At 59.4% G+C, this 23,138-nt stretch carries 22 protein-coding genes; 10 read left to right on the top strand and 12 right to left on the bottom strand.

Translation table 11 applies throughout. The features are described from left to right. Nucleotides 1-13: 13 nt before the first annotated feature. Nucleotides 14-331, bottom strand: a complete 318-nt coding sequence (locus RBH71_RS12390; RefSeq protein WP_065660336.1) for a PepSY domain-containing protein — start codon at nucleotides 329-331, stop codon at nucleotides 14-16. A gap of 289 nt (nucleotides 332-620) precedes the next feature. Between RBH71_RS12390 and RBH71_RS12385 the strand changes: the two genes are divergently transcribed. The 3 genes from RBH71_RS12385 (at nucleotide 621) to RBH71_RS12375 (ending at nucleotide 3,879) form a co-directional block, all read left to right on the top strand. Then, on the top strand, nucleotides 621-752 hold the full coding sequence (locus tag RBH71_RS12385) for a hypothetical protein (RefSeq protein ID WP_323687394.1): 132 nt from the start codon (nucleotides 621-623) through the stop codon (nucleotides 750-752). 55 nt (nucleotides 753-807) lie between these two features. After that, nucleotides 808-2,952, top strand: coding sequence for a catalase C (gene catE, locus RBH71_RS12380; RefSeq protein ID WP_323687331.1), 2,145 nt, complete (start codon nucleotides 808-810; stop codon nucleotides 2,950-2,952). Nucleotides 2,953-3,069: 117 nt separating this feature from the next. Next, a complete protein-coding gene (locus RBH71_RS12375) occupies nucleotides 3,070-3,879 on the top strand; it encodes a transglutaminase-like domain-containing protein (protein WP_004431379.1) in 810 nt (269 codons plus the stop codon). A 158-nt stretch (nucleotides 3,880-4,037) separates the two neighbouring features. On the opposite strand, the gene RBH71_RS12370 is transcribed toward RBH71_RS12375, so the two are convergent. From RBH71_RS12370 to RBH71_RS12355, 4 genes are all read right to left on the bottom strand, one after another. Next, nucleotides 4,038-4,961, bottom strand: a complete 924-nt coding sequence (locus RBH71_RS12370) for an SRPBCC family protein (protein WP_323687330.1) — start codon at nucleotides 4,959-4,961, stop codon at nucleotides 4,038-4,040. Further along, nucleotides 4,958-5,299, bottom strand: coding sequence for an ArsR/SmtB family transcription factor (locus RBH71_RS12365; protein WP_025594895.1), 342 nt, complete (start codon nucleotides 5,297-5,299; stop codon nucleotides 4,958-4,960). Before RBH71_RS12365 ends, RBH71_RS12370 begins: the two co-directional genes overlap by 4 nt. Before the next feature lie 148 nt (nucleotides 5,300-5,447). Further along, nucleotides 5,448-7,238: an ABC transporter ATP-binding protein gene (locus tag RBH71_RS12360; protein WP_112156262.1), complete on the bottom strand. Its 1,791-nt coding sequence runs from the start codon at nucleotides 7,236-7,238 to the stop codon at nucleotides 5,448-5,450. A 447-nt stretch (nucleotides 7,239-7,685) separates the two neighbouring features. After that, nucleotides 7,686-8,675: a Bug family tripartite tricarboxylate transporter substrate binding protein gene (locus RBH71_RS12355; protein ID WP_025594897.1), complete on the bottom strand. Its 990-nt coding sequence runs from the start codon at nucleotides 8,673-8,675 to the stop codon at nucleotides 7,686-7,688. A 176-nt stretch (nucleotides 8,676-8,851) separates the two neighbouring features. Between RBH71_RS12355 and RBH71_RS12350 the strand changes: the two genes are divergently transcribed. The 4 genes from RBH71_RS12350 to RBH71_RS12335 all read left to right on the top strand — a co-directional run bounded on the left by RBH71_RS12350 (nucleotide 8,852) and on the right by RBH71_RS12335 (nucleotide 11,508). Further along, entirely contained in the window at nucleotides 8,852-10,330 is a 1,479-nt protein-coding gene (locus tag RBH71_RS12350; RefSeq protein ID WP_004431372.1) for a PAS domain S-box protein, read from the top strand. 140 nt (nucleotides 10,331-10,470) lie between these two features. Next, nucleotides 10,471-10,650 (top strand): CsbD family protein, encoded by a 180-nt coding sequence (locus RBH71_RS12345; protein ID WP_004431371.1) that lies wholly within the window; start codon nucleotides 10,471-10,473, stop codon nucleotides 10,648-10,650. A gap of 31 nt (nucleotides 10,651-10,681) precedes the next feature. After that, nucleotides 10,682-11,005 carry a BON domain-containing protein gene (locus RBH71_RS12340; RefSeq protein ID WP_004431370.1) on the top strand — a complete coding sequence of 108 codons (324 nt, stop codon included), beginning with the start codon at nucleotides 10,682-10,684 and terminating at the stop codon, nucleotides 11,003-11,005. Further along, nucleotides 11,002-11,508, top strand: coding sequence for a DUF992 domain-containing protein (locus RBH71_RS12335; protein ID WP_013761056.1), 507 nt, complete (start codon nucleotides 11,002-11,004; stop codon nucleotides 11,506-11,508). The genes RBH71_RS12340 and RBH71_RS12335 overlap by 4 nt, the downstream gene beginning before the upstream one ends. Nucleotides 11,509-11,589: 81 nt before the next feature. On the opposite strand, the gene RBH71_RS12330 is transcribed toward RBH71_RS12335, so the two are convergent. Beyond that, entirely contained in the window at nucleotides 11,590-12,138 is a 549-nt protein-coding gene (locus RBH71_RS12330) for a hypothetical protein (protein ID WP_112199190.1), read from the bottom strand. 135 nt (nucleotides 12,139-12,273) lie between these two features. On the opposite strand from RBH71_RS12330, the gene RBH71_RS12325 reads away from it, so the two are divergent. The 3 genes from RBH71_RS12325 to RBH71_RS12315 all read left to right on the top strand — a co-directional run bounded on the left by RBH71_RS12325 (nucleotide 12,274) and on the right by RBH71_RS12315 (nucleotide 14,914). Further along, nucleotides 12,274-12,936, top strand: a complete 663-nt coding sequence (locus RBH71_RS12325) for a response regulator transcription factor (RefSeq protein WP_013761058.1) — start codon at nucleotides 12,274-12,276, stop codon at nucleotides 12,934-12,936. Continuing rightward, nucleotides 12,933-14,291 carry a HAMP domain-containing sensor histidine kinase gene (locus tag RBH71_RS12320; RefSeq protein WP_323687329.1) on the top strand — a complete coding sequence of 453 codons (1,359 nt, stop codon included), beginning with the start codon at nucleotides 12,933-12,935 and terminating at the stop codon, nucleotides 14,289-14,291. The genes RBH71_RS12325 and RBH71_RS12320 overlap by 4 nt, the downstream gene beginning before the upstream one ends. Nucleotides 14,292-14,461: 170 nt before the next feature. After that, the gene (locus RBH71_RS12315; RefSeq protein WP_323687328.1) at nucleotides 14,462-14,914 is read left to right on the top strand and encodes a GNAT family N-acetyltransferase; all 453 of its coding nucleotides are present in this window, start codon (nucleotides 14,462-14,464) and stop codon (nucleotides 14,912-14,914) included. Nucleotides 14,915-14,967: 53 nt separating this feature from the next. Here the strand turns inward: RBH71_RS12315 and RBH71_RS12310 are convergent, their stop codons facing one another. The 6 genes from RBH71_RS12310 to RBH71_RS12285 form a co-directional block, all read right to left on the bottom strand. Then, the gene (locus RBH71_RS12310; protein WP_013761061.1) at nucleotides 14,968-16,620 is read right to left on the bottom strand and encodes an OFA family MFS transporter; all 1,653 of its coding nucleotides are present in this window, start codon (nucleotides 16,618-16,620) and stop codon (nucleotides 14,968-14,970) included. A gap of 132 nt (nucleotides 16,621-16,752) precedes the next feature. Further along, nucleotides 16,753-17,091 carry a formate dehydrogenase subunit delta gene (locus RBH71_RS12305; protein ID WP_019566726.1) on the bottom strand — a complete coding sequence of 113 codons (339 nt, stop codon included), beginning with the start codon at nucleotides 17,089-17,091 and terminating at the stop codon, nucleotides 16,753-16,755. A gap of 71 nt (nucleotides 17,092-17,162) precedes the next feature. Further along, complete coding sequence (gene fdhF / locus RBH71_RS12300) at nucleotides 17,163-20,045, bottom strand: formate dehydrogenase subunit alpha (protein ID WP_065660325.1); 2,883 nt, start codon at nucleotides 20,043-20,045, stop codon at nucleotides 17,163-17,165. Nucleotides 20,046-20,049: 4 nt separating this feature from the next. After that, nucleotides 20,050-21,606, bottom strand: coding sequence for a formate dehydrogenase beta subunit (locus tag RBH71_RS12295; protein WP_111803125.1), 1,557 nt, complete (start codon nucleotides 21,604-21,606; stop codon nucleotides 20,050-20,052). After that, nucleotides 21,603-22,082, bottom strand: a complete 480-nt coding sequence (locus tag RBH71_RS12290) for a formate dehydrogenase subunit gamma (RefSeq protein WP_323687327.1) — start codon at nucleotides 22,080-22,082, stop codon at nucleotides 21,603-21,605. Before RBH71_RS12290 ends, RBH71_RS12295 begins: the two co-directional genes overlap by 4 nt. A 112-nt stretch (nucleotides 22,083-22,194) precedes the next feature. Beyond that, nucleotides 22,195-23,130 (bottom strand): LysR family transcriptional regulator, encoded by a 936-nt coding sequence (locus tag RBH71_RS12285; RefSeq protein ID WP_004431358.1) that lies wholly within the window; start codon nucleotides 23,128-23,130, stop codon nucleotides 22,195-22,197. Nucleotides 23,131-23,138: the final 8 nt, after the last annotated feature.

The raw sequence follows: 23,138 nt of genomic DNA, 5'->3' as shown, positions 1-23,138 counted from the left end.
CCCAAAGATTGAATTAGTTAGCGACAATATTGCCCTGATAGTCGAGCGCCACGTTTACGGACTTGCCGTCTTTCGAGGCCTTGGCTTGCCACACGCCCTTGTCGTCGAGTTTAAGGCCGGTCACTTCGGCATATCCGGCGTCCATAAGGCGTTTATTCGCCTGTTCCTCTGTAAAGCTGTTTGCGCCTTCCACAGGCGCAGTCGCATTCTTGGTGTCTGGCGTAGCGACGGCAGGCTTGCTGCCATCGGTGGCTGGAGCGGTGGACGTCTGAGCGAAGGCGCCAAGGGTCGACGCGCCGAGAAGCGCGGCGGCTAAAAGAAGCTTTTTCATGATTTTTCCTCGTTGTAGCCTTCAGTGCAGGCTCGACAGGGAAACAACATGTCGGGCCTCATGGTTCCGCCAATCTGAAAATAGAATTTGCAGGCCTTGCCGTTCCACCATCGTCGGAACGCCACAGAACTATCTCTGCCGGATGAGGAACGTCCGCCTATTCAACCGGTTACTGGCATCGCTGTGATGCCACCGCAGACCGGAATGTGAATTCTTTTCCCGCAGCAGGAACATCGTCTCCACTCAGGGGTTGTCCAGTTACATCATTCAAAGTTGATCGGATTCCCACATGCCTGCGGAAGCTACATTGCATGACCTGTCCCTCGATACGCTCAAGGACATCTGTCTCGCCGAACAACAAGTGCTGAAGGCTCTGCCGAAGACCGTGCGGGGACCCTTCCAAGCTCAGGCCGCCTTTTAGGGCGGCTTTTTCATTTCCGGGTCGGATAGGCCCCTTCCAATTCAGGAGCCACACCATGGCCAAGACCACCTCCACATCACCAAGCGACAAGACCGAAACCGTGACGATCCATGACCAGAAGCTGGAGCGCGGTGCTGGCGGCGAGCTGCATCAGACAGCCGAAAACGACGCGCCGGTGCTGACGACCGCTCAAGGGGGGCCGGTCGCGGACGACCAGAATTCTCTAAGGGTCGGGCCGCGCGGGCCGCTCGTCGTTGATGATTTCCATTTCCGCGAAAAGATCTTTCATTTCGACCACGAGCGCATTCCCGAGCGCGTCGTGCATGCGCGCGGTTACGGCGCGCATGGCTTCTTCGAGACCTACGAGTCCTTCTCCGCATACACAAAGGCGGATTTCCTGCAGCGCGCCGGCGAAAAGACACCAGCATTCGTCCGTTTCTCGACGGTTGCGGGCAACAAGGGCTCAGCCGACCTTGCGCGCGACGTGCGCGGTTTCGCAGTGAAGCTCTATACACAGGAAGGCAACTGGGATCTCGTCGGCAATAATATTCCTGTCTTCTTTATTCAGGACGCCATCAAGTTTCCCGACCTGATCCACGCCGCCAAGCAGGAACCTGACCGGGCTTTTCCGCAGGCGCAGACGGCCCATGACAATTTCTGGGACTTCATCAGCCTGACGCCGGAAAGCATGCACATGGTCATGTGGGCAATGTCGGATCGTACGATACCGCGGTCTTTCCGCTTTATGGAGGGTTTCGGCGTTCATACCTTCCGCTTGGTGAATGCCAAGAATGAATCGACCTTCGTCAAGTTCCACTGGAAGCCGAAGCTTGGGCTTCAATCCGTCGCCTGGAACGAGGCGGTCAAGATCAATGGCGCCGATCCCGATTTCCATCGCCGCGATCTGTGGCAGGCGATCCAGTCCGGCAACTTCCCGGAATGGGAATTGCAGGTGCAGCTCTTCGATCAGGAGTTTGCCGACAGCTTCGATTTCGACGTGCTCGATCCGACAAAGATCATCCCCGAGGAAATCCTGAAGCCGCAGCCGGTCGGACGACTGGTGCTCGACCGTATGCCCGACAACTTCTTTGCCGAGACCGAGCAAGTTGCGTTCATGACGCAGAACGTGCCGCCGGGTATCGACTTCAGCAATGATCCGCTGTTGCAGGGTCGCAACTTTTCCTATCTCGACACCCAGCTGAAACGCCTTGGTGGGCCAAACTTCACCCATCTGCCGATCAATGCACCGAAGTGTCCCTTCGCGCATTTCCAGCAGGATGGCCACATGGCCATGCGCAATCCTGTTGGCAGGGTGAATTACCAGCCGAACTCGTTCGGTGAAGGCCCGAGAGAGTCGCCGAGCCGGGGCTATCGCCATTTTCCGGCAGAAGAACAGGGGATCAAGGCGCGGCTGCGCCCCGAGAGCTTTGCCGACCACTACAGCCAGGCAAGACAGTTCTATATCAGCCAGACCCCGCCCGAACAGCGTCACATCGCGGCAGCCCTGACATTCGAACTGAGCAAGGTGGAAACAGCCGTGATCCGCGAACGCATGGTATCGCATCTCATGAACATCGACGAGACGCTGGCAAACACCGTCGCGCAGAAGCTGGGTTTCAAGTCCATGCCGAAGCCGGCGGACGCGGCTATGCCGACACGTCAGGATCTGGAACCCTCGCCGGCGCTCAGCATCGTTGAGCGTGGTCCGAAACGCTTCGAAGGCCGCAAGCTTGGTATACTCGTCACCGATGGTGTCGACGCCAAATTGCTGAACGGCCTGATGTCGGCGATTACCAAGGAAAAAGCCGTCTGCGAATTGATAGCCCCGAAGGTCGGTGGCGTCACCGCCTCAGACGGGAGCTGGATTGAGGCCCATCACATGATCGACGGCGGGCCATCGGTTCTCTTCGATGCAGTTGCACTGTTGACTTCTGCCGAGGGGATAGACGATCTGGTCAACGACGCGACGGCGCGTGACTTCGTGGCCGATGCTTTCCAGCACTGCAAGTTCATCGGTTACGACCAGTCTGCGCTGCCATTGCTGGAAAAGGCCGGTATCGCAGGCGATCTTGACGAGGGCACGATTATCCTCCCAGGTGAGGAAGGCCTCGCTGGCTTCGTGTCGAACCTTGGCAAGCTGCGTGTCTGGGGACGGGAACCTTCCGTAAAACTCGGCAAGGCTTCACCGCCAGTAAAGTGAAATCACAGGCGGGCGCGGCTACAATGCCGCGCCTTGATGATGCATGATCGCCCGCCCGAGGGCGTGAAAGCGTTTCAGCGTGAACAACATCAAGATGGCTCATAAAGGATGTACTGAATGAAGATTCGCGCCGGGTTCGATATTGCTTATGAATGCGAGAATGAGACGGCAATGCTGCTTGTTCTCAATCTCCACCCCAGCCGGCGCGCAGATCTGCTCACCGAACAGGTGCTGACCTTCGACAGGCCGATCGAGGCCTGGGGTTATATGGATATCTTCGGGAACGCCTGCAGCCGCATAACTGCACCGCCAGGCGTGACGACGATCTCGACGCGGTTCGACATATATGACGGCGGCCTGCCAGATCCGGTTCCTGAAAACGCTTTCCAGCACGATATCAAGGATTTACCAGACGATGTTCTAGTATTTCTGCTGGGCAGCCGTTACTGCGATACCGACCGCCTGGCGGACTTCGCCTGGAAAAACTTCTCGGCAACACCGCTCGGCTGGCCCCGTGTGCAGGCGATCCTCGATTTTGTGCATTCCCATATTGTCTTCAACTACGAGAAAGCCGATCCGCTCAGGACAGCATATGGCGGCTTCATCGACCGGACCGGGGTTTGCCGCGATTTCGCACATCTTGCGATCACACTCTGCCGTTGCATGAATATCCCCGCTCGCTATTGCACCGGCTATCTCGGTGATATCGGCGTGCCGAAAGACCCCAATCCGATGGATTTCAGCGCCTGGTTCGAGGTCTATCTCAGCGGCCGCTGGTATACGGTCGATGCCCGTCACAACAGGCCCCGCATCGGACGAATCTTGATGGCGACAGGACGAGATGCGACGGACGTCGCCCTGTCCACCGCCTTCGGGCCGGCTATCCTGAAGCGGTTCGAAGTCATTACGGAAGAACTGGCCGGATAGCGACGGGTAGCGTCAAGACGCACCGGTCTCGTTCAACCTAGACGGAGGCGACCTGAATGACCTCGGGAGCGGAACCGTATGTCGACCTGTTCTGACGGTGAAAGGCGATGAATTCATCGGCTGGACGCGGCCCCTGTTGAAGTTCAGTCCCGGTGCGATTACGATGCGAAAACAAAGCGTTCCAGTTTGCCGAGCGTCTGCTGACCCAGTTCGATAGCCCCAAAACCCTTCGCGTCCTGGAACTCGGCTTCCGTGCTGAACACCATGCCGAGCACGACCTTCGTCGCGCCGTCCTGATCCTCGAACGAAGCCCACGCGTCGGCATGTTTCGGCCCATTTTCGCCCCAGAGCAGCGTGTAGCCGATCCTCTCCTCAGGCCTGACCTCGATATATCGATGATGGTTCGGGAAGACAGTGCCGTCAGGTCCGATCATGTCGAACACCCACTCGCCGCCGGTTCGCAGATCGATCCTCTTCGTGCGACACGAAAACCCTTCCGGTCCCCACCATTGCGGCAGCGTCTCGGAATTCATCCAGGCCTTCCAGACGATGTTGCGCGGCGCCCTTATCGTTCGCTCCAGCACCATTGTCCGTTTGGCCACCTCGGTCAGATTGTTCAGACCGGCACCGAAGCCCTGCCGGTAACCCGCCTGCATATCCGCAGCCAATGAGGAAAGCTGCACGGTTACGACAACGCGACTGCCCTGCTCCGTCGCCGAAAAATCAGCGGCCACCAGCGCCGCAGACTGCATCACGTCGCCGGACGACACCACCTCGTAATTGACGCTGCGCAAGGCTGGCTGCAATTCCAGCCACCCGCATTCGCAGCGAATATCAGGCTGCCCATCGACCTTGCAGAGCGAAACTTCGCGTCCGCCGACTTTGGTATCGGCTTCCAGAAACTCCACGGTCACGGCGGGCGTGGGCGCTGCCCAGACAGCCCGCGCGGCAGGCGACGTCCACACTTGCCAGAGGACCGACAATGGAACAGCGATCACCCTTTCGAAGCTCAGTGTTGCAAAGCGGCCATCGCCAAGATGGGGTTCAGCACGGGCGCCGTCCTGATTGCGTTTCGACATCATTCCGTGCGCTCCTTCGCAGCCTGCATTGCAAATGCCTCCAACCGGTCGAGCCGGCTCTCCCAAATGGCCCGCTGTTCATCAAGCCATGTCCGCACCGGCTCCAGAGCCTCGGGCACGATAGCGCAGGTGCGCACCCGCCCATCCTTTGAGGTGCGGATAAGCCCCGCCTCCTCCAGTACCGACAGATGCCGCATCACGGTCGGCAAGCGCAGCCCCGTGGGAGCGGATAATTCCATGACGCGGGCAGGCCCTTGCGCGAGCTTCGTCAGAATAGACCGGCGCGTCGGATCGGCCAGAGCCTGAAAAATCAGCGATAGTTCGGGCGAATGCTTAGTCATAATGTGAACTATCACACAGTACGGCTCTAACGCAAGGGAAACTTCGTCGATTAGCTAAGTGTTTGACCGTGAGCATTTGTTGACCGTGAGCATTTGTTGACCGCCGCGCAAAAGAAAAACGCCGGAGCATTGCCCCGGCGTTTCATTTTTAAGCCACCAGACCCTTGGTTAGTTCCAGCGCCTGCCGCTCGAACAGCCGGCGATAGATGCCGTCGTTCAGACGGATCAGCGCCTGGTGGTCGCCCTCTTCGACAATCTTGCCCTTGTCGAACACCAGCAGACGGTCAAGCGCCCGCACGGTGGAAAGCCGGTGCGCAATGACCAGCGTGGTGCGGCCATCCATCAGGCGTTCCATGGCCTCCTGGATCTGCACTTCGCTTTCGCTGTCGAGGCTCGATGTCGCCTCGTCCAGAATCAGCACAGGTGCATCCGCGAGGAAGGCACGGGCAATGGCGACACGCTGCCGCTCCCCGCCAGACAATTTAACGCCGCGCTCACCCACCATCGTCTCATAGCCCTTGGGAAGGGACATGATGAAGTCATGGGCGCTTGCCTGCCTCGCCGCCTGCTCGATCTCACGCCGCGAGGCGCTCGGCCGGCCATAGGCGATGTTTTCCGCCAGCGTGCGGTGGAACAGGATGGGTTCCTGCTGCACGATGGCGATCTGGCTGCGCAGGTTTGCCTGCCTGGCCTTGGCGATGTCCTGGCCGTCAATGCGGATCGAGCCGGAATTCACATCGTAAAGCCGCTGGATAAGCTTGACGAATGTTGTCTTTCCCGACCCCGAATGCCCGACCAGCCCCACACGCTCACCCGACCTGATCGTGACTGAAAAGTCCTCATAGAGCGGGCTGGGATGCGCGCCATATTGAAAAGTGACGTTGTCAAAAACGATTTCGCCCTTCTCTATCCTGATCGGCCTGGCATCCGGCCTGTCTTCGACACCCAAAGGCATTTTGTCGAGCAACACCAACTCTTCCATGTCGTTGACGGCACGTTGCAGATTACGGATGTGTTGACCGACATCACGCAGATAGCCCTGCAGGACGAAGAACATCGCCAGCACGAAGGTGATGTCGCCCGGCGTCGCCAGTCCCTGCTGCCACATGACAAGGCCTGTTCCCAGAATACCGGCCTGCATGGACACCATCATGAAGCCCTGGATCGTGCCGTTCAGCGTGCCGCGTTTCCATGTCCTTCGCGTACGGTTGTCCCATTTGGCCAGCACATGGCGCAACCGCGCCTCTTCGCGGGTCTCGGCGCCAAAAGCTTTCACCACCGAATTGCAGCTGACGGCATCTGCCAGCGCGCCACCAAGCTTGGTATCCCAGGCGTTTGCAAGTCTTGCCGCCGGCGATACGAAGCCCATGGAGAGCAACACGGTGACGCCGACATAGATCAGCGACCCCGTGCCCACGATCAAGCCCATGATCGGCCAGTAACTGCCCAGTACGACGGTGGCGCCCACCAGCATGACGATGGAGGGCAACAGGGCGATAAGAAGCACGTCATTGAGTGAATCAAGCGCCCACATGCCGCGCGTGATCTTGCGAACCGTGGAACCGGCAAAGCTGTTGGCGTGCCAGTCGGTTGAGAACCGCTGCACCCGGTAGAAACCGTTATTCGCCACATCCGCCATGGTTTTCAGCGTCAGCCTGATGATGCCGGTAAACACGAACCAGCGCAGGACTACGCTGGTCAAGCCCAGCGCCACGACGACGACAAAGGCGCGCAGCGCCCGGTCAGCCCCGTTGCCCCCGGCAATGGCATCAACGATCTGACCGGAGAAAACCGGCACCATGACTTCGGCCAGCGTGCTGGCAATCACCAGCACAACAATAAAGCCCACCAATGCCCGCCGGTGGGTCCAATGGTGGAAAACAAAGCCGAGCACATGGCGATAGGCATCGGCGCGGAAATCGAGCTTCTTGCGAGACATTTTAACCAGCACGGCGCCATGCGTTCGGCAACCGGTCCTCAAAAACGGAAGTTGGATGGCACAGCCCGGGCGGAAAACAAAAATGATCCCGTCAGATCAATCGGGCTATGAAGGAAAACAAAACCGCATGTGGGGCGCGCTCGGGGCGGGCCACGAATGGAAATGACCTAGTGTCGGTTCATTCCACGCGGGAGAAACTTGATGAATGATGATGTCATGCAACGCCTCCCTATGTTCGATCTGACGCGGTGAGAAATTTGTACCTGAGCTGTTCGCCGTTGCCAACCGGGTAATTGCAACCTTATGGCAAGTGATGCGAAAACGACACATCAGCTGGTGTGACGGCAACGAACGTGGCCAATGCCAATGAAAGCTTCGGCCACGTTTTTTTGCGTGGTGGCGCTTCCCGCCGCACCCAGGCTCCGGTGCGCGGCGAGACGTCTCTGGTCAATCCATCTGGACGTTTGCGTTCTTGACGACCGGTTCCCATTTGGCGATTTCGGCCGCAACGTGGCTTTTCAGCTCATCGGGCGAAGAACCGACGATCTTGGCGCTGAATTCGGCCATGCGGGCCGCCACACCAGGATCGGCAAGCGCTTTCTTGGCCGCCGCATTCAGCGTGTCCACCACATCGGCCGGTGTGCCGGCAGGCGCAAACAGCGCGTTCCACGTGTAGGTTTCATAACCGGGCACGGTTTCGGCAATTGTCGGCAGATCCGGGAATGATGACGCCCGCTCGGCAGTCGTTACGCCAAGCGCCCGCAATGTGCCGGATTTTATGTGGCCGGACGACGACGGCAGATTGTCGAACATGATCGAAATCTGGTTGCCAAGAAGATCGTTGAGCGCGGGGCCGGCACCTTTATAGGGAACGTGCTGCATGCTCACACCGGTCATGCTCTTGAACAATTCCCCTGAAAGATGCAGCGGCGTGCCATTGCCGGAGGAGGCATAGGCATATTTGTCCGGTTCGGCTTTCAGAAGCGCGATCAATTCCGCGACGCTGTTGACGTTCAGCTTCGGATTGACAACAAGCACATTGGGAACCACGACCAGAAGCGAGACCGGGGCAAAATCCTTTTGTGGATCGTAAGGCTTTGTCTTGAGAATGAGCGGGTTCAAGGCATGGGTCGCAACGGTGCCCATGAGGATCGTGTAACCGTCAGGCTCTGCGCGTGCGACACGGTCGGCACCGAGATTACCGCCTGCACCGGCAACATTTTCAACGACGATCTGGTGACCAAGCTCATCACCCATTTTCTGTGCGATGACTCGCGCAACCACGTCGGTTGAGCCACCTGCCGCGAAGGGAACGACCAGCGTAATCGTTCGATCAGGAAAACCCTGCGCGCTCGCCGTCAGTCCCATCATGCAAAAAGAAGCAGCCGTAGCCGCAAGTTTCAACACCATACGCCGTTTCAAAGACCGGTAATTCATGAACCCTCCTGTAGAATGGCCTCCCCGCCATCAGCGCATAGTAGCTCAAATGGACCTGAGAGCAAGCAACCGGCATCGCAAACCATGCTGGAAGGCCACGCGACACGCCTGCCCTGCAACGCTTGGCGGAACCGCGCGTTATAGCGGGCACAAAGCATTGAAATACCGGGGGCAACATGGACGACAGCGTAAACATTCCCAAGATCAACCGGCTCGTGTTGCAAAACCTCATAGCTGGCCTCAGCGACGGGTTGATCCTGCTCGAAAACGACGGAACGATAGCCTGGGCCAACAAGGCCGCCCTTCAGATGCACCGTATAGAAGCGATGCCTGAGCTTGGGGAGGATGCCGCTGCCTATCGGCGAAATTTCACGCTTCGATACCGCAACAACCACCTGCTCGACGAGGGGCAATATCCGCTTGAACGGCTTCTGGCGGGCGAGACCTTCGAAGATGTGACGGTCGAGATATCGCCAAGCGGCGATGAAGCGGAATGCTGGGTCCACACGGTGCGCGGCCTCGTTCTTGAAGATGCTGGCGCAAAACCGGATGTTCTGGTCCTGATCATCCGGGACGAAACGCCGCGTTTCGAGGCGGAGGCGCGCTTCGAGAGCGCCTTCAATGCCAATCCGGCGCCGGGGCTGATATGCCGGCTGGAGGACAAGCGTTTCATTCGCGTCAATCAGGGTTTCCTTGAGATGACCGGGTTCAGCCGTGAAGAGATCATCGGCATCAGTGTCGAGGAACTCGGACTGTTTTCCGAGTGCGACACAGGCGAGGACGCCCTGAAAAAGCTGGAGGATGGCCGGCTCATCCGTCAGCGCGAGGCGCTCATTCCCATCCCCGGAGGCGACAGGCTGGTCATCGTGGCCGGCGAAACGATCGCCGTTGCCGAAGAACCCTGCATGCTGTTCACCTTCGCCGATCTGGACGGCCGCCGCAAAGCCCAGAACGCTCTGCGACAGAGCGAGGAGCGCTTCTTCAAGTCCTTTCGCCTGTCGCCTGTCCCGGCAGCGATTTCGAGGCTGGACGACTTCGTGCTGATGGAAGTCAATGACGCGTTTCTGGTCCTGTGCGGACGCAACGAGGCCGAAGTCGTGGGCAAGACGGCCAGCGAATTGCGGCTGTGGGAGGACGCGGGCGCGCGCCGCGATCTCGAAAAGCGGCTGAAGGACAACATTCCCATCCGCGATGAGAACATGCGCATGAATCTTTCCGGTGGCGGTTTGGCAGAATGCATCGTTTCCGCCGAACGCGCCGAGATCAACGATCAGCTCTGTGTCATTTGGGCGATACAGGACGTGACTGAGCGGCGTAGAACCGAGAACGAACTGATTGAAGCGATCGAAAGCGTCATGACCGATACATCCTGGTTCAGCCGGACGGTTGTCGAGCGGCTGGCAGGGCTGCGGCAGAACTCCCGCGGCACAACGTCTTCAGCCTCCCTCAAGGATCTCACCGAGCGCGAGGAGCAAATCCTGTCACTGATCTGCGATGGATGCAGCGACAAGGAAATGAGCGACAGGCTGAACCTGTCCAAGCATACGATCCGCAACCATATCGCCTCACTCTACGGCAAGATCGGTGTCAACCGCCGCACCGCCGCCGTGATCTGGGCACGCGAGCGCGGTTTTACCGGCCATAGGGAAAAATAACCGCAGCCGAACGCGAAAATAGGTCAGTTTGTACCAGTTCAACTAGTAGCTATTGCTCTGCAAACTGTGATTTTCCCGAACTACCTTACCATCATGCCGCTACCAACAGCGGCACCCTCTAACGATGGAAGGAGTTCGTCATGGACAATAACCGTATCGAAGGTATCGCCCGTCAAGCCAAGGGCACAATCAAGGAAGCAGCCGGCAAGATCACCGGCAACGACAAGCTTCAGGCAGAAGGCAAGGCCGAGAAACTGGCTGGCCAGGCGCAGGAGAAGCTCGGACAGGCAAAGGACGCCGTCAACAAAGTTCTCAAGTGAACCATCTATGTTCAAGGCAGGAGGTTTCACGATGATGCTCTCGTGCGATGCAAACCAGGTGTCAAGCTGCGATCCCCAGGAGATCAGCCTGTGCGCCGCGTTGCAAGCCGTGATCGCCTATGCGGACGGGCAGGAAAAAAGCTCGATCTCCGTCACCTCCGTGGAGGGCCGTATCGTGCTCTCCGGAGAGGTGGAAACACTCTCTGCCTTCGAACATGCGGTCATCATCGCAGAATGTTTCGCGTCGCGGCCCATCATCGCCGATCTGGCGATACGGCAGCGGCCTTGCACCTATCTGGAGACGCCGTCCCGGCGCATCCATCTAGCGAATAACAACAGGAGTGAAAAACAATGAAGACATTCGTTCTCGCAACCGCGATTGCAACCCTGGCCCTTGCCCCGATTGCTTCAGCCGAAACGAAGCACAATGCAAAGCGCCCCATGGAAACCGCGCAGAAGGAACGCGTCGGCACCCTGTCGTGCGAAATTGCCGGCGGCATCGGCCTTGTGGTCGGCTCCAGCAAGAGCGTGGCCTGCGAGTTTCGCCAGCGCTCCGGCAAGACCGAGCGTTATACCGGCACGATCGGCAAGCTCGGTCTCGATATCGGCGTAACCGGCAAGACCTATATGAGCTGGATCGTGCTGAACACCGCAGCCAGCCGCGTGGGTGACGGTGCGTTGAGCGGCAACTATGTTGGTGCCTCCGCTGCCGCATCGGTCGGCGTGGGCTTGGGCGCCAATGCACTGATCGGCGGCAATGCCAAGAACTTCGCGCTTCAGCCGCTCAGCGCCGAAGTCGGCACCGGCGTTAACATCGCTGCGGGTGTCTCGCGTCTGCAGTTGAAGCGTGCGGGCTAAACCTAATAAAAACGGCGGCGCGGGCTCGGGACGGTTATCGTCTTCGAGCCCGCGCCGTCTGGCGCAGATCAGGCCCCAATATCAGGGTTTGGGGTGAGGCATCATCTCGCCCATCGGGCCTTCGCCTTTTGGCCCGCGCATCATATCCTCTTTAGGACCATGATGCGGCGGACGGCCTGCCGGTCCTAGTGCCTCGATACTGCCATCCTGACGGACGACATAGCTTGCCCGCAGGACACCCCTGTCGAAACGGCCCTGAACGCTGACCGCTTCATCGACAGTCACGACCTTCCCATTGTCGCCCTCGGGGCCGGTATCGATGAGTGCGCGGCCGCTATCATCCTGAACAATGAACTTGTTGCCGAAAATCTCGGCGACCTTGCCCTTCAGGGTCACGAGATTTCCTTCCTTGACGGTGGAAATGGCAACGGGCGTCATCGGCGCCATCTCGGGCGTCGGCTGCGTCAGCTTCACCGCACCGGCTCCGGCAGCGGCCCCAACGGCCAGCATGGCAACGGCCGCAAAGGCGAAAGCTGCGGTTTTACGGCGATGTTTCCGGTGCGGCGGCACGGGAGTGTCAGAAGTGGCCTTCGGTGCTGCGATTTCGTTATTCTCTTCAGAGTGGGACATGGTGGTCTCCTGTTTGTTTGACAGGGCCTTTTTACCTGCCAGGCACCACCAGCAGCCTGAACCTTGTGGTTCAGGTTGAGTTAAGCCTTCCGGGCCTAGTTAAAACACCGCCCAGGAAACCGAAACGGCAGGACCATGCGCATACTTCTCGTTGAAGACGATACCGATCTTTCCCGGCGCATCGCAACCAGCCTGCGGGCGGAAAATTTTGTCGTCGACATCGCCCAGAACGGCGAGGATGCCGAACATGCCGGGCTTACCGAACTTTACGACGTGGCCGTTCTCGATCTGGGATTACCGAAAATCGATGGCGTATCGGTTCTGAAATCATGGCGGGCGGCGCAGCGGAACCTGCCCGTGCTCGTTTTGACCGCGCGTGACGGATGGCCGGACAAGGTGGCGAGTTTCAAAGCGGGAGCAGACGATTTTCTTACCAAGCCATTCAAGGTAGAAGAACTGGTGCTGCGGCTGCGTGCACTCGTTCGCCGCGCCACCGGCCACGCCGCCTCCGCCATCACCTGCGGTTCGCTCATCTTCGATGCGCAGCTTGGAACCTTCGAACAGGACGGCTTGCCGCTGAAGCTGACCGCGCTGGAGTGGCGGGTCCTCTCCTGCCTCATCCTGCGCAAGGAAGTGGTGGTCGACCGCCGCGAACTCATCGAACGGGTCTATGAGGGCGATGCGGAAGTGGATTCCAATTCCATCGAAGTGATCATTGCCCGCCTGCGGCGCAAGATCGGTGCCGGGCATATAGAGACCGTTCGCGGGCGCGGTTACATGCTGAAGGCAGAGCCATGAGGGAGTTTTCGGCCATTCCGGGTTCGTCGATCTCGCGCCGCCTCACGGTTTTTTCCGTGGTTTTCGTAACCGCGACCGTGATCGTCGCCTCGATCATACTCTATCTCATTGTTGCCGGCGTGGTGCGTGAACAGATCGACCAACGGCTCGACACGCAGATAGAGGGATTGCGGAGCGCGCTCTCCGGCAGCGCAAGCGGCGGCGTGACACTCAACGCCGCGCTGGACGGCCCGCCATTCGACAGGCGCGGCTCCGGCTGGTACTGGCAGATCACCGGCGAGGGTGTAGCTATCGTCTCTCGGTCGCTCGCGGGGCAAACCATAACCAACCCGCCCTCCCCGTTCGAATGGCGCAAAATGATGGGCCACGGCCCTCGTCCCGGCGCGAATGCCGATTTTCACGGCGAGAAGCTCTATCTCAGATCCATTCAAACCATGGTCGGACAGCGCCTCGTCGAAATCACTGCCACGGCGCCGCAATTCGCGCTGGTTGCACCCGCCCGCAGCGCGCTTCTGTGGTTGATAACTGCCATGACCCTCTTGGGCGCGAGCCTCGTCGGCGGTATTTTCCTGCAGGTCAGATATGGTCTGCGACCACTGCGGCAACTCACCGCCGATATTTCCTCGATTTCGGCAGGCACACTCGACAGGTTGCCGGAGGCAGATGTCGAGGAACTGCGTCCCGCCTCGGGCGAAATCAACCGTCTCGTGGAGCAGAATATCGAGAGGCTTGCGGAAACACGTCTGCACTTTGCAAATCTCGCCCATGGTCTGAAAACCCCGGTGACAAGCCTCTACATTGCGCTCAACGAAACCAACGACCCGGATCGCGAAATGCGTGCGCTGGTGGACAGGATCGACCAGCGCATCCGCCACCATCTGGCTAGAGCCCGCAAGACCGCAGCAGGCGGCACGGCCACGGTGACCGCCCTCAAACCGAGGATCAACGATATCGTTGATATCATGTCGCGTATTCATGCCGACCGGGGGATTGTCGCAACAGTCGATGTGGACCCCGAGTTGCTATTGCATGTCACGCCTGAGGATCTGGACGAGATCGTTGGCAATATCATCGACAACGCATTCAAATGGGCCAAAAGCGCGGTTTGTATTTCCGCGAAAAAGACCGGACGCGACGTCTGGATCGTGATCTCGGACGATGGACAGGGCATCGAGGACAACCGGATTTCGGAGGCTTTCCAGCCGGGCAGACGCATGGACGAGACCGTTCCGGGTGACGGCTTCGGTCTTACCATCGTCAAGGAACTTGTGGAGCTTCATGGCGGCAGCATCAGGCTGGAGCGCGGCGAAAATGGCGGGCTTACCTGTTCGCTGGCCCTGCCGGCAGGAGCTTGAGGAAAGCCCGCCTTTCCCTTTGTTGACCCTGATGCGCAGCAGCGTTAAATACAGGTTTCGAAGCAGGGAGATTTATGCGCAGAGGTTGAAAATCTGACCGCCCATCGCGGTTTCAGCCGGCTCTGAAAACGGAGCTGACCCTTTGGCATGTCTAATTCTGCGGAATTTCCATGAATATCAAATCTATCGACATCCGGCCGTTTGACGCGGCAGCGGATACGCAAATCCTGTCACGCATCTGGCTCGATGCCTCGCTGCTGGCACATCCCTTTATCGGCACGCAGCGTTTGCGCGAGCAGCAAAGACTGATCGAAGATACCTATCTGCCGCTATCGGAGACTTTCGTCGCAACGCAGGCCGGTGACCCTGTCGGCTTCATCAGCCTGCTCGACAGTTTCATCGGAGGCCTGTTCGTCGCACCGGCACAACAGGGCAAGGGTATCGGGCGCAGGCTCATCGCCCACGCGCTTGATCTCAAGGGTGAATTGTCGCTTGAGGTCTATACCGCCAATGAGCAGGCGATGCGGTTTTACCGTTCGCTCGGCTTCCTTGAAGTCTCGCGCAGGTCGACTGACGATGACGGCCTGCCCTTCGAGAATGCCCGCCTGTCACTCAAGGCCTGAAAACAAATCCGGGCAGCCACAGGGCTGCCCGGACGATCTGATGCTTGCCGCAATCAGCCAAACAGCACAAGGCTGCTTTTGACCGTGACCCACACGCCCCAGAGAAGCGGTATGCCGACGGCTGCCCAGGCCAGTGCGGCCTTGGCGTCCAAGCCACCCCTGCCGATACCGAAGGAACCGGTGGGCCCTGCATTGGCGGCTGCAGTCTTGGCCTGAAGTGTCGCAACCTCAGCATCGGACATGAACCATTTCTCCGGCAACGGCCGGACAAACGCGTTGGCGATGAGGCCGATCGCGAGCATCCCCGCCAGGATGTACATGGTGCTGGTATAGAGCGCGGGACCCGGCGCGACACCGGCCGCAATCTGTGCTTCGCGGATATAGTTGACGACAACAGGCCCGGCGATACCCGCCGTTGCCCATGCCGTCAGCAGGCGGCCATGGATCGCGCCGACGAACTGCGTGCCGAAGATGTCGGCAAGATAGGCGGGAATGGTTGCAAAGCCGCCGCCATACATTGACAGGATGATGCCGAGGGCAAGAACGAAGAACGCCTTGGAACCCATCGTTGCCAGCGTCGGGGCCAGCGCATAAAGAATGATGCCAAGCACGAAGAAGCAGAAGTAAGTGTTCTTGCGGCCGATTTTGTCGGACATGGAAGCCCAGAAGAAGCGGCCACCGATGTTAAACAGCGACAGCAGGCCCGTGAACCCGGCCGCGATGGCGGCGATCGATGCTTTCTGCTCGATATTGAGGTCCGCAAAACCAACGCCGGGCAGACCGATCAACGAACCCGCGAAAATCTCCTGCAACATTGGCGATGCCATGCCGATCACGCCGATACCCGCTGACACGTTGAGGCACAGCACCGCCCAGATGAGCCAGAACTGCTTCGTCTTGTGCGCATCACGCAGATGAACGTGACGATTGGTGATCATGGCACTTTTGGCCGCCGGGGCCGTCCAGCCTTCCGGACGCCAGCCCGCCGGTGGAATGCGGTAACCGAAGGCACCCGCCATCATGAAGACGAAATAGATCAATGCCATGACGACGAACGTTTGCCAGACACCGACTGAAGTATCCGTCTTGAAGGTGTTCATGAGCAGATTGGCAAGCGGTGCGCCGATCATTGCACCGCCGCCGAAGCCCATGATGGCCATGCCGGTTGCCATGCCGCGCCGGTCCGGAAACCATTTGATCAATGTCGAGACCGGCGAGATGTAACCGAGACCAAGACCAACGCCGCCAATGACACCTGCCCCGACCCACATCAGCCAGAGCTGGTGCGTCATCACGCCAAGCGCTGCAACCAGAATGCCGCCGCACCAGCAGCAGGCGGAAACGAAACCGGCCTTGCGCGGTCCGACCCTTTCCAGCCAACCGCCCCAGATCGCCGCCGAGCATCCGAGCAGGACGAAGAAGAGCGTATAGATCCAGCCAAGATCGGCCACACGCCAGTTGCACTCGGTGGTGAACAGCGCCCCGACAAGGGTGAGGCTGGAGCAACTGGGGTCCGTTGCCGGCAATGCCTTGGACAGCGGCAGCCAGAAGACGCTAAAGCCGTAAGCCATGCCGATACACAAGTGAATGGCCAGAGCCGCCGGCGGCACCAGCCAGCGGTTGAAGCCCGGTTTTGCTATGATCCGTTCGCGGTCCAGAACCCCGGCTTGCGCCGGCCCTCCCGCAGATACGCCTGCTACTGCCATCGACACTACCTCCCTCGTGAATGTCTGGACAACCATGATACGCCCGCATTGGCCGCATCGACCGGGCGTTACCGAGATCGCCGGAGGTCCCCCATCCGGCAATACCTGTTTGCGGCGTGTTACCGCCTGGCTTTACGTGGTTTCGGGAATGCTCGGCTCGGACAAGGACTCGCCTGCAGCAACGCCCTTGCCCTCCGGCGTTCCCGTGGCATCCTTGCCAAGCCCGACCGCATCGGCGGCGGGCACCCCGGGCCTCTTGATCTTGAGCGCTGCTGCGAGCACCAGCGGCAAAAACTCCCCGGCACCGGCATCAACCATCTCGAAAAACCGTTTGCGCATACGGGGTTCCCAGAATTTGTTAATGTGCGTGGCGACCCCCTCAACGCGGATATCCTCCGGCTGGGAAAGGAAAAAAGTCGCGATCTGGTTCGCCATTCTCACCAGTTTTTCGTCGGTGTGATTAAGCAACATGGCTGTTTTCCCCGCGCCGCCTGACGGACGACGTTCACGTTTTCAAAAAGCCGGGATTGCCCCGGCCCCGACTATTCGGCCGCCTCGAGCTTGCCTGCGATCCGCCGCGAACGGCGGCTGAGCGCGTCATATCCTTCCTGCCATTCGGTCGGCCCGTTCGAGGGCGAGACCTGAACCGCAGTTACCTTGTATTCCGGACAGTTCGTCGCCCAGTCGGAGTAGTCGGTGGTAATGACGTTTGCCTGCGTGCCCGGATGGTGGAAGGTGGTATAGACCACCCCCGGCGCAACGCGATCGGTGATCAGCGCCCGTAGCGTCGTATCGCCCGAACGGCTGGCGAGCTTGATCCAGTCACCATCCTTGACGCCACGCTGTTCGGCATCATGCGGATGGATTTCGAGACGATCCTCCTCATGCCAGACGACGTTTTCGGTGCGCCGTGTCTGCGCGCCGACATTGTACTGCGACAGAATGCGGCCGGTGGTGAGCAGCAGCGGAAAGCGCGGGCCGGTACGCTCGTCCGTCGCCACATATTCGGTGCGGATGAACTTGCCCTTGCCGCGCACGAACCCGTCCACATGCATGATCGGCGAGCCTTCCGGGAATTTTTCGTTACACGGCCACTGCACCGAGCCTCTGCTCTCCAGATAGTCATAGGAAACGCCGGCAAAGCTCGGCGTCGTCGCGGCGATTTCATCCATGATCTGCGACGGGTGCGTATAGTTCCAGTTCAGCCCCATGGCCTGAGCCAGCTTCTGGGTGACCTCCCAATCCGAATAGCCGTTTTTCGGCGACATGACCTTGCGCACACGATTGATGCGGCGTTCGGCATTGGTGAACGTGCCATCCTTTTCGAGGAAGGTGGAACCCGGCAGGAAGACATGCGCGTAGTTCGCCGTCTCGTTCAGGAACAGGTCGTGCACGACAACACATTCCATCGCGGCAAGACCGGCTGAAACATGCTTGGTGTCCGGGTCCGACTGGAGGATGTCTTCGCCCTGAATGTAGATGCCCTTGAAACTGCCATCAACGGCTGCATCCAGCATGTTGGGGATGCGCAGCCCCGGCTCGTTGTTGAGGGTAACGCCCCAGAGCTTTTCGAATATTTCCCGGGTGGCATCGTCGGATATATGACGATAACCGGGAAGCTCATGCGGGAAGGAACCCATGTCGCAGGAACCCTGCACATTGTTCTGGCCGCGCAACGGATTGACGCCGACACCGGGGCGACCAATGTTGCCGGTCGCCATGGCAAGATTGGCAATCGCCATGACGGTCGTGGAACCCTGGCTGTGTTCGGTAACGCCAAGCCCGTAATAGATTGCGCCATTGCCGCCCTTGGCAAAGAGCCTGGCGGCACCACGCAGCTCCTCGGCGGGTACGCCGGTGAAGCTTTCGGTTTCCTCCGGGCCATGCTGCGGTTCGGCCACGAACGCGGCCCAGTCCTCAAATTCCGACCAGTCGCAACGCTCGCGGATGAAGGCCTCGTCGAACAATCCTTCGGTAACGATGACATGGGCAAGGGCTGTCAGCACGGCAACATTCGTTCCGGGCTTCAGCGGTAAATGGAACGACGCCTCCACATGCGGCGTGCGAACGAGATCGATGCGGCGCGGATCGATGACGATCAGCTTGGCGCCCTGGCGCAGCCGCTTCTTCAAGCGTGAGCCGAACACCGGGTGCCCGTCCGTCGGGTTGGCGCCGATGACAAGGACAACATCCGAATGTTCGACGGAATCGAAATTCTGCGTTCCGGCAGAGGTGCCGAACGCCTGCCCCAACCCGTAACCTGTCGGCGAATGACAGACGCGGGCGCAGGTATCGACATTGTTGTTGCCGAAACCGGCACGGATGAGCTTCTGGACCAGAAAGGTCTCTTCATTGGTGCAACGAGACGAGGTGATGCCGCCGATGGATTCGCGGCCATAGGTTCCCTGAATGCGCTGGAATTCGGAGGCGACATGGGCAAATGCCTCGTCCCAAGTCACTTCGCGCCACGGGTCGCTGATCTTTTCGCGGACCATCGGGTTGAGAATACGGTCGCGGTGGCTGGCATAACCATAAGCAAAGCGACCCTTGACGCAGGAATGGCCACGGTTTGCCTGACCGTCCTTCCACGGCACCATGCGAACCAGCTCCTCGCCGCGCATCTCCGCCTTGAACGAACAGCCGACGCCGCAATAAGCGCAGGTGGTGACCAGCGAATGTTCGGGCTGGCCGATGTCGATCACCGATTTTTCAGTCAGCGTCGCCGTCGGACAGGCCTGCACGCAGGCGCCGCAGGAAACGCATTCGGAATCAAGAAATGCCTCGTGGGCGCCGGGCGAAACACGGCTTTCAAAGCCGCGCCCTTCGATCGTCAGGGCAAACGTTCCCTGCACTTCCTCACAGGCGCGCACGCAGCGGGAACAGACGATGCACTTTGACGGATCGTAGGTGAAATACGGGTTGCTCTCGTCCTTGGGCATCCAGTTGGCGTTGAGGTCGCCATCGCCGGCACGGGCCTTCACATGGTTGTCACCATCATACCCGTAACGCACGTCACGCAGGCCGACGGCGCCAGCCATATCCTGCAATTCGCAATCGCCATTTGCGGCGCAGGTGAGACAGTCGAGCGGATGGTCGGAGATATAAAGCTCCATCACACCCTTGCGGATCTGCTTCAGGCGTTCCGTCTGGGTGTGGACGACAAGACCGGCCGCCACTGGCGTGGTGCAGGAGGCGGGGGTGCCATTGCGGCCCTCCACCTCGATGAGACAGAGGCGACAGGAACCGAAGGCATCGACCATATCGGTGGCGCAGAGTTTGGGAACATCGATGCCCGCTTCTCTCGAAGCACGCATGATGGACGTTCCCGCCGGCACGGTGATCTCGCGGCCGTCTATCGTTAGCGTGACCATCTCTGTCGAGGTGGATTTTGGTGTTCCGTAGTCGATTTCAGATATAAGGGCCATGGTCTTACTCCGCCGCTTCGACACGTGGGATGGGTGCAAAATCCTGCGGGAAGTGCCTGAGCGCGCTCATCACGGGATAAGGCGTGAAACCGCCTAGCGCGCAGAGCGAACCGAACTTCATGGTTTCGCAGAGATCCTCAAGCAGCGCCGTATTTCGCTCTGCTTCTATTCCAAGGGAAATCTTGTCCACCGTCTCGACACCGCGTGTCGAACCGATCCGGCATGGCGTACACTTTCCGCAACTTTCGACGGCACAGAATTCCAGGGCAAAACGCGCCTGGCGCAGCATATCGGCGGTGTCGTCAAAGACGACGATGCCGGCATGACCGATCAGGCCGCCTGCAGCGGTAAATGCTTCGTAGTCGAACAGCGTATCAAACAGCGACACCGGGAAATAAGCGCCCAATGGGCCGCCGACCTGAACCGCCTTGACCGGCCGGCCAGTAATGGTGCCGCCACCGATTTCGTTGACCAATTGCCCGAGCGGCAGACCGAAAGCGGTCTCGTAAAGTCCGCCATGTCTGATGTTTCCGGCAAGCTGGATCGGGATTGTGCCGTGCGAACGACCAATGCCGAAATCCCGGTAGAACGCCGCGCCGCGATCCATGATCACAGGGATCGAAGCGAGAGAAATGACATTGTTGACTACCGTCGGCTTGCCGAACAGCCCCTGCAGGGCGGGAAGCGGCGGTTTGGCGCGCACCGTGCCGCGCTTGCCTTCGAGACTGTTGAGCAGCGAGGTTTCCTCACCGCATACATAGGCTCCGGCGCCCATGCGCACCTCGAGATCGAACGCGCGACCCGAACCCAGCACAGACGCGCCGAGAACCCCTTCTCGCCGGGCAATGTCGATGGCTTTTTCCATCGTCCTAACGGCATGGGGATATTCGGAGCGGGTGTAGATGTAGCCCTTCGTTGCACCAACCGCGAGGCCAGCAATGGCCATGCCCTCAATAAGGACAAAGGGATCGCCTTCCATGATCATGCGGTCGGCAAAGGTGCCGCTGTCGCCCTCATCCGCATTGCAGACAATGTATTTCTGATCGGCGGTGGCATCCGCAACGGTTTTCCACTTGATACCGGTCGGAAAACCGGCGCCACCCCGTCCGCGAAGGCCGCTATCGGTGACCTGTTTGACGATCTCCGCGGGGGTGAGTGCAACGGCTCTCTCCAGCCCCTTCATGCCCTTGTTGGCACGGTAGTCTTCCAGCGAAAGCGGATCGGTCACGCCGCAGCGCGCAAACGTCAGGCGCGTCTGATTCTTCAGGAAAGGGATTTCTTCGGTCAACCCAAGACAGAGCGCATGATCGCCGCCATCAAGAAAATCCGCATCGAACAGCCCGGAAACATCAGAAGCTTTGACTGGTCCATAAGCAACGCGGCCATGATGGGTGTCGACCTCTACCAGCACTTCAAGCCAGAGCAGGCCGCGCGAACCGTTGCGGACAAGGCGAATATCAAGATTGCGGGCCGCGGCCTCACTCTGGATTGCTTCGGCAACGCGGTCAGCACCAACGGCGAGTGCTGCGGAATCGCAAGGCACGAAAACGGTCACGCTCATCGACACACCTCCGCCAGAATGTTGCCAAGACAGTGCTCATCCACTCTGGCATGAACCTCGCCATCCAGCATCAGCGCGGGTGCCTGGGCGCAGAGCCCGAGACAGAAGACCGGCTCGAGTGTGACCGAGCCATCCTTTGCCGTCTGGTGCCAGTCGAGACCAAGTTTCCCCTTGATGGTGTCGGCAAGAGACTCGCAGCCCATCGACTGGCAAGCCTCGGCCCGACAGAGCTTCAGCACATGGCGCCCGCCGGGATGGTCGCGGAAATCGGGATAGAAGCTCACAACACCATGCACTTCGGCACGCGATACGTTGAGGGCCAGGGCGATCACCTGTTTGACGCTATCAGGCACATAGCCGAATTCTTCCTGCACCCTGTGCAGGATGGGCAGCATTGGCCCTTCCATATGCAGACAGTCGTCAATGATAGCCTGCACACGCGTCGCCTCATCTGCGGCAACAGCACGAATATTCATGAGCCAGTCCTCCCAAACCGACAGGTGGCGGGCGTTTCAACCGGAGGACCTCCACATCCTTATCCGGCGCGCCGCGCTGCCTGATGGCGAAAGAATGGCGAGCGGAGCAAGATCAGGTCAATATCGTCTTTCCGTCAGTCGATAGGAAATTTCTATCAAAAGCGGAGGCCGCGACGCGCAATCGGGCCTCATGCAGCAGTGCGGAAACGAGTGGCGTATGCGGTTCACGATAGGTGGCGATGAGGCCGACAAGATGCTCGGCATCGGGCTCGACAATCGGGATCATTCGAATCTGTTTTGGAAAACCAAACGATTCCGCGATGTTACGCGGCATAATTGAAGCCCATTGTCCGGTTCGGATATGGGAAAACAGTACAATCATCGAATTGGATTCGAGCGTGGGTTTCGCTTCAACACCCGCTTCGGCCATGTGCTTGTTGATAATGCGGCGGTTTTGCATGTCGGAAGTCAATAGGCAAAGCCGAAGACCCGAAACCTGCTTCCAGGTCACGCTCTCTTGATCGGCAAGGGGCGTGCCTGCAGCCGCAATCAGGTGATATCGCTCCGAGTAAAGCGGAACCGTCGTCACCCGGCCCAGAGGTTCGTTGTCGAGATAGGTGATTCCCGCGTCGATTTCGAGATTTTCGATCTGGCTGAGAACCTGCAACGACGTGCGGGAGGTGACGGAAAACGTGACTGCCGGGTGACGCGCCTGAAAGGGTTCGGTGAGCCTGGGCACCATGGCGAGAGCGGTGGGGATGACGGCCAGCCGGATATGGCCGGCGAGACCTTTACGCGCAGCCCGCATTTCCTCCCGCATGGTACGTGTATCGGCAACGATGCGCCTTGCCCATTCGAGCACCCGCTGCCCCTCCGGCGTCAGGCCCTGATATCGGGCCGCGCGCACGACGAGCACGACACCGAGCTGATCTTCCAGTTGCCGGATGGCCGCAGACAGCGTCGGCTGCGAGATGCCGCACTCCTCCGCGGCCCGCCCGAAATGCTCCGCGCGCGCAAGTGCAATGAAAAACTCCAGCTTGTCGATCATCCTGCCTC

Source organism: Rhizobium sp. AN68 (genome assembly GCF_030758035.1).
Taxonomy (GTDB): Bacteria; Pseudomonadota; Alphaproteobacteria; order Rhizobiales; family Rhizobiaceae; genus Agrobacterium; species Agrobacterium tumefaciens.
Note: the sequence above shows the minus strand (reverse complement) of the source record. Positions and strands in the feature narration are given on the sequence as shown.

What these genes read in the sequence shown, in the direction of transcription:
- RBH71_RS12290 (WP_323687327.1), bottom strand. Translation starts at nt 22,082, where the DNA reads ATGAATATTCGTGCTGTTGCCGCAGATGAGGCGACGCGTGTGCAGGCT.
- catE (WP_323687331.1), top strand. Translation starts at nt 808, where the DNA reads ATGGCCAAGACCACCTCCACATCACCAAGCGACAAGACCGAAACCGTG.
- RBH71_RS12325 (WP_013761058.1), top strand. Translation starts at nt 12,274, where the DNA reads ATGCGCATACTTCTCGTTGAAGACGATACCGATCTTTCCCGGCGCATC.
- fdhF (WP_065660325.1), bottom strand. Translation starts at nt 20,045, where the DNA reads ATGGCCCTTATATCTGAAATCGACTACGGAACACCAAAATCCACCTCG.
- RBH71_RS12315 (WP_323687328.1), top strand. Translation starts at nt 14,462, where the DNA reads ATGAATATCAAATCTATCGACATCCGGCCGTTTGACGCGGCAGCGGAT.
- RBH71_RS12375 (WP_004431379.1), top strand. Translation starts at nt 3,070, where the DNA reads ATGAAGATTCGCGCCGGGTTCGATATTGCTTATGAATGCGAGAATGAG.
- RBH71_RS12370 (WP_323687330.1), bottom strand. Translation starts at nt 4,961, where the DNA reads ATGATGTCGAAACGCAATCAGGACGGCGCCCGTGCTGAACCCCATCTT.
- RBH71_RS12310 (WP_013761061.1), bottom strand. Translation starts at nt 16,620, where the DNA reads ATGGCAGTAGCAGGCGTATCTGCGGGAGGGCCGGCGCAAGCCGGGGTT.
- RBH71_RS12330 (WP_112199190.1), bottom strand. Translation starts at nt 12,138, where the DNA reads ATGTCCCACTCTGAAGAGAATAACGAAATCGCAGCACCGAAGGCCACT.
- RBH71_RS12320 (WP_323687329.1), top strand. Translation starts at nt 12,933, where the DNA reads ATGAGGGAGTTTTCGGCCATTCCGGGTTCGTCGATCTCGCGCCGCCTC.
- RBH71_RS12365 (WP_025594895.1), bottom strand. Translation starts at nt 5,299, where the DNA reads ATGACTAAGCATTCGCCCGAACTATCGCTGATTTTTCAGGCTCTGGCC.
- RBH71_RS12285 (WP_004431358.1), bottom strand. Translation starts at nt 23,130, where the DNA reads ATGATCGACAAGCTGGAGTTTTTCATTGCACTTGCGCGCGCGGAGCAT.
- RBH71_RS12390 (WP_065660336.1), bottom strand. Translation starts at nt 331, where the DNA reads ATGAAAAAGCTTCTTTTAGCCGCCGCGCTTCTCGGCGCGTCGACCCTT.
- RBH71_RS12345 (WP_004431371.1), top strand. Translation starts at nt 10,471, where the DNA reads ATGGACAATAACCGTATCGAAGGTATCGCCCGTCAAGCCAAGGGCACA.
- RBH71_RS12295 (WP_111803125.1), bottom strand. Translation starts at nt 21,606, where the DNA reads ATGAGCGTGACCGTTTTCGTGCCTTGCGATTCCGCAGCACTCGCCGTT.
- RBH71_RS12385 (WP_323687394.1), top strand. Translation starts at nt 621, where the DNA reads ATGCCTGCGGAAGCTACATTGCATGACCTGTCCCTCGATACGCTCAAG.
- RBH71_RS12305 (WP_019566726.1), bottom strand. Translation starts at nt 17,091, where the DNA reads ATGTTGCTTAATCACACCGACGAAAAACTGGTGAGAATGGCGAACCAG.
- RBH71_RS12360 (WP_112156262.1), bottom strand. Translation starts at nt 7,238, where the DNA reads ATGTCTCGCAAGAAGCTCGATTTCCGCGCCGATGCCTATCGCCATGTG.
- RBH71_RS12355 (WP_025594897.1), bottom strand. Translation starts at nt 8,675, where the DNA reads ATGAATTACCGGTCTTTGAAACGGCGTATGGTGTTGAAACTTGCGGCT.
- RBH71_RS12350 (WP_004431372.1), top strand. Translation starts at nt 8,852, where the DNA reads ATGGACGACAGCGTAAACATTCCCAAGATCAACCGGCTCGTGTTGCAA.
- RBH71_RS12340 (WP_004431370.1), top strand. Translation starts at nt 10,682, where the DNA reads ATGATGCTCTCGTGCGATGCAAACCAGGTGTCAAGCTGCGATCCCCAG.
- RBH71_RS12335 (WP_013761056.1), top strand. Translation starts at nt 11,002, where the DNA reads ATGAAGACATTCGTTCTCGCAACCGCGATTGCAACCCTGGCCCTTGCC.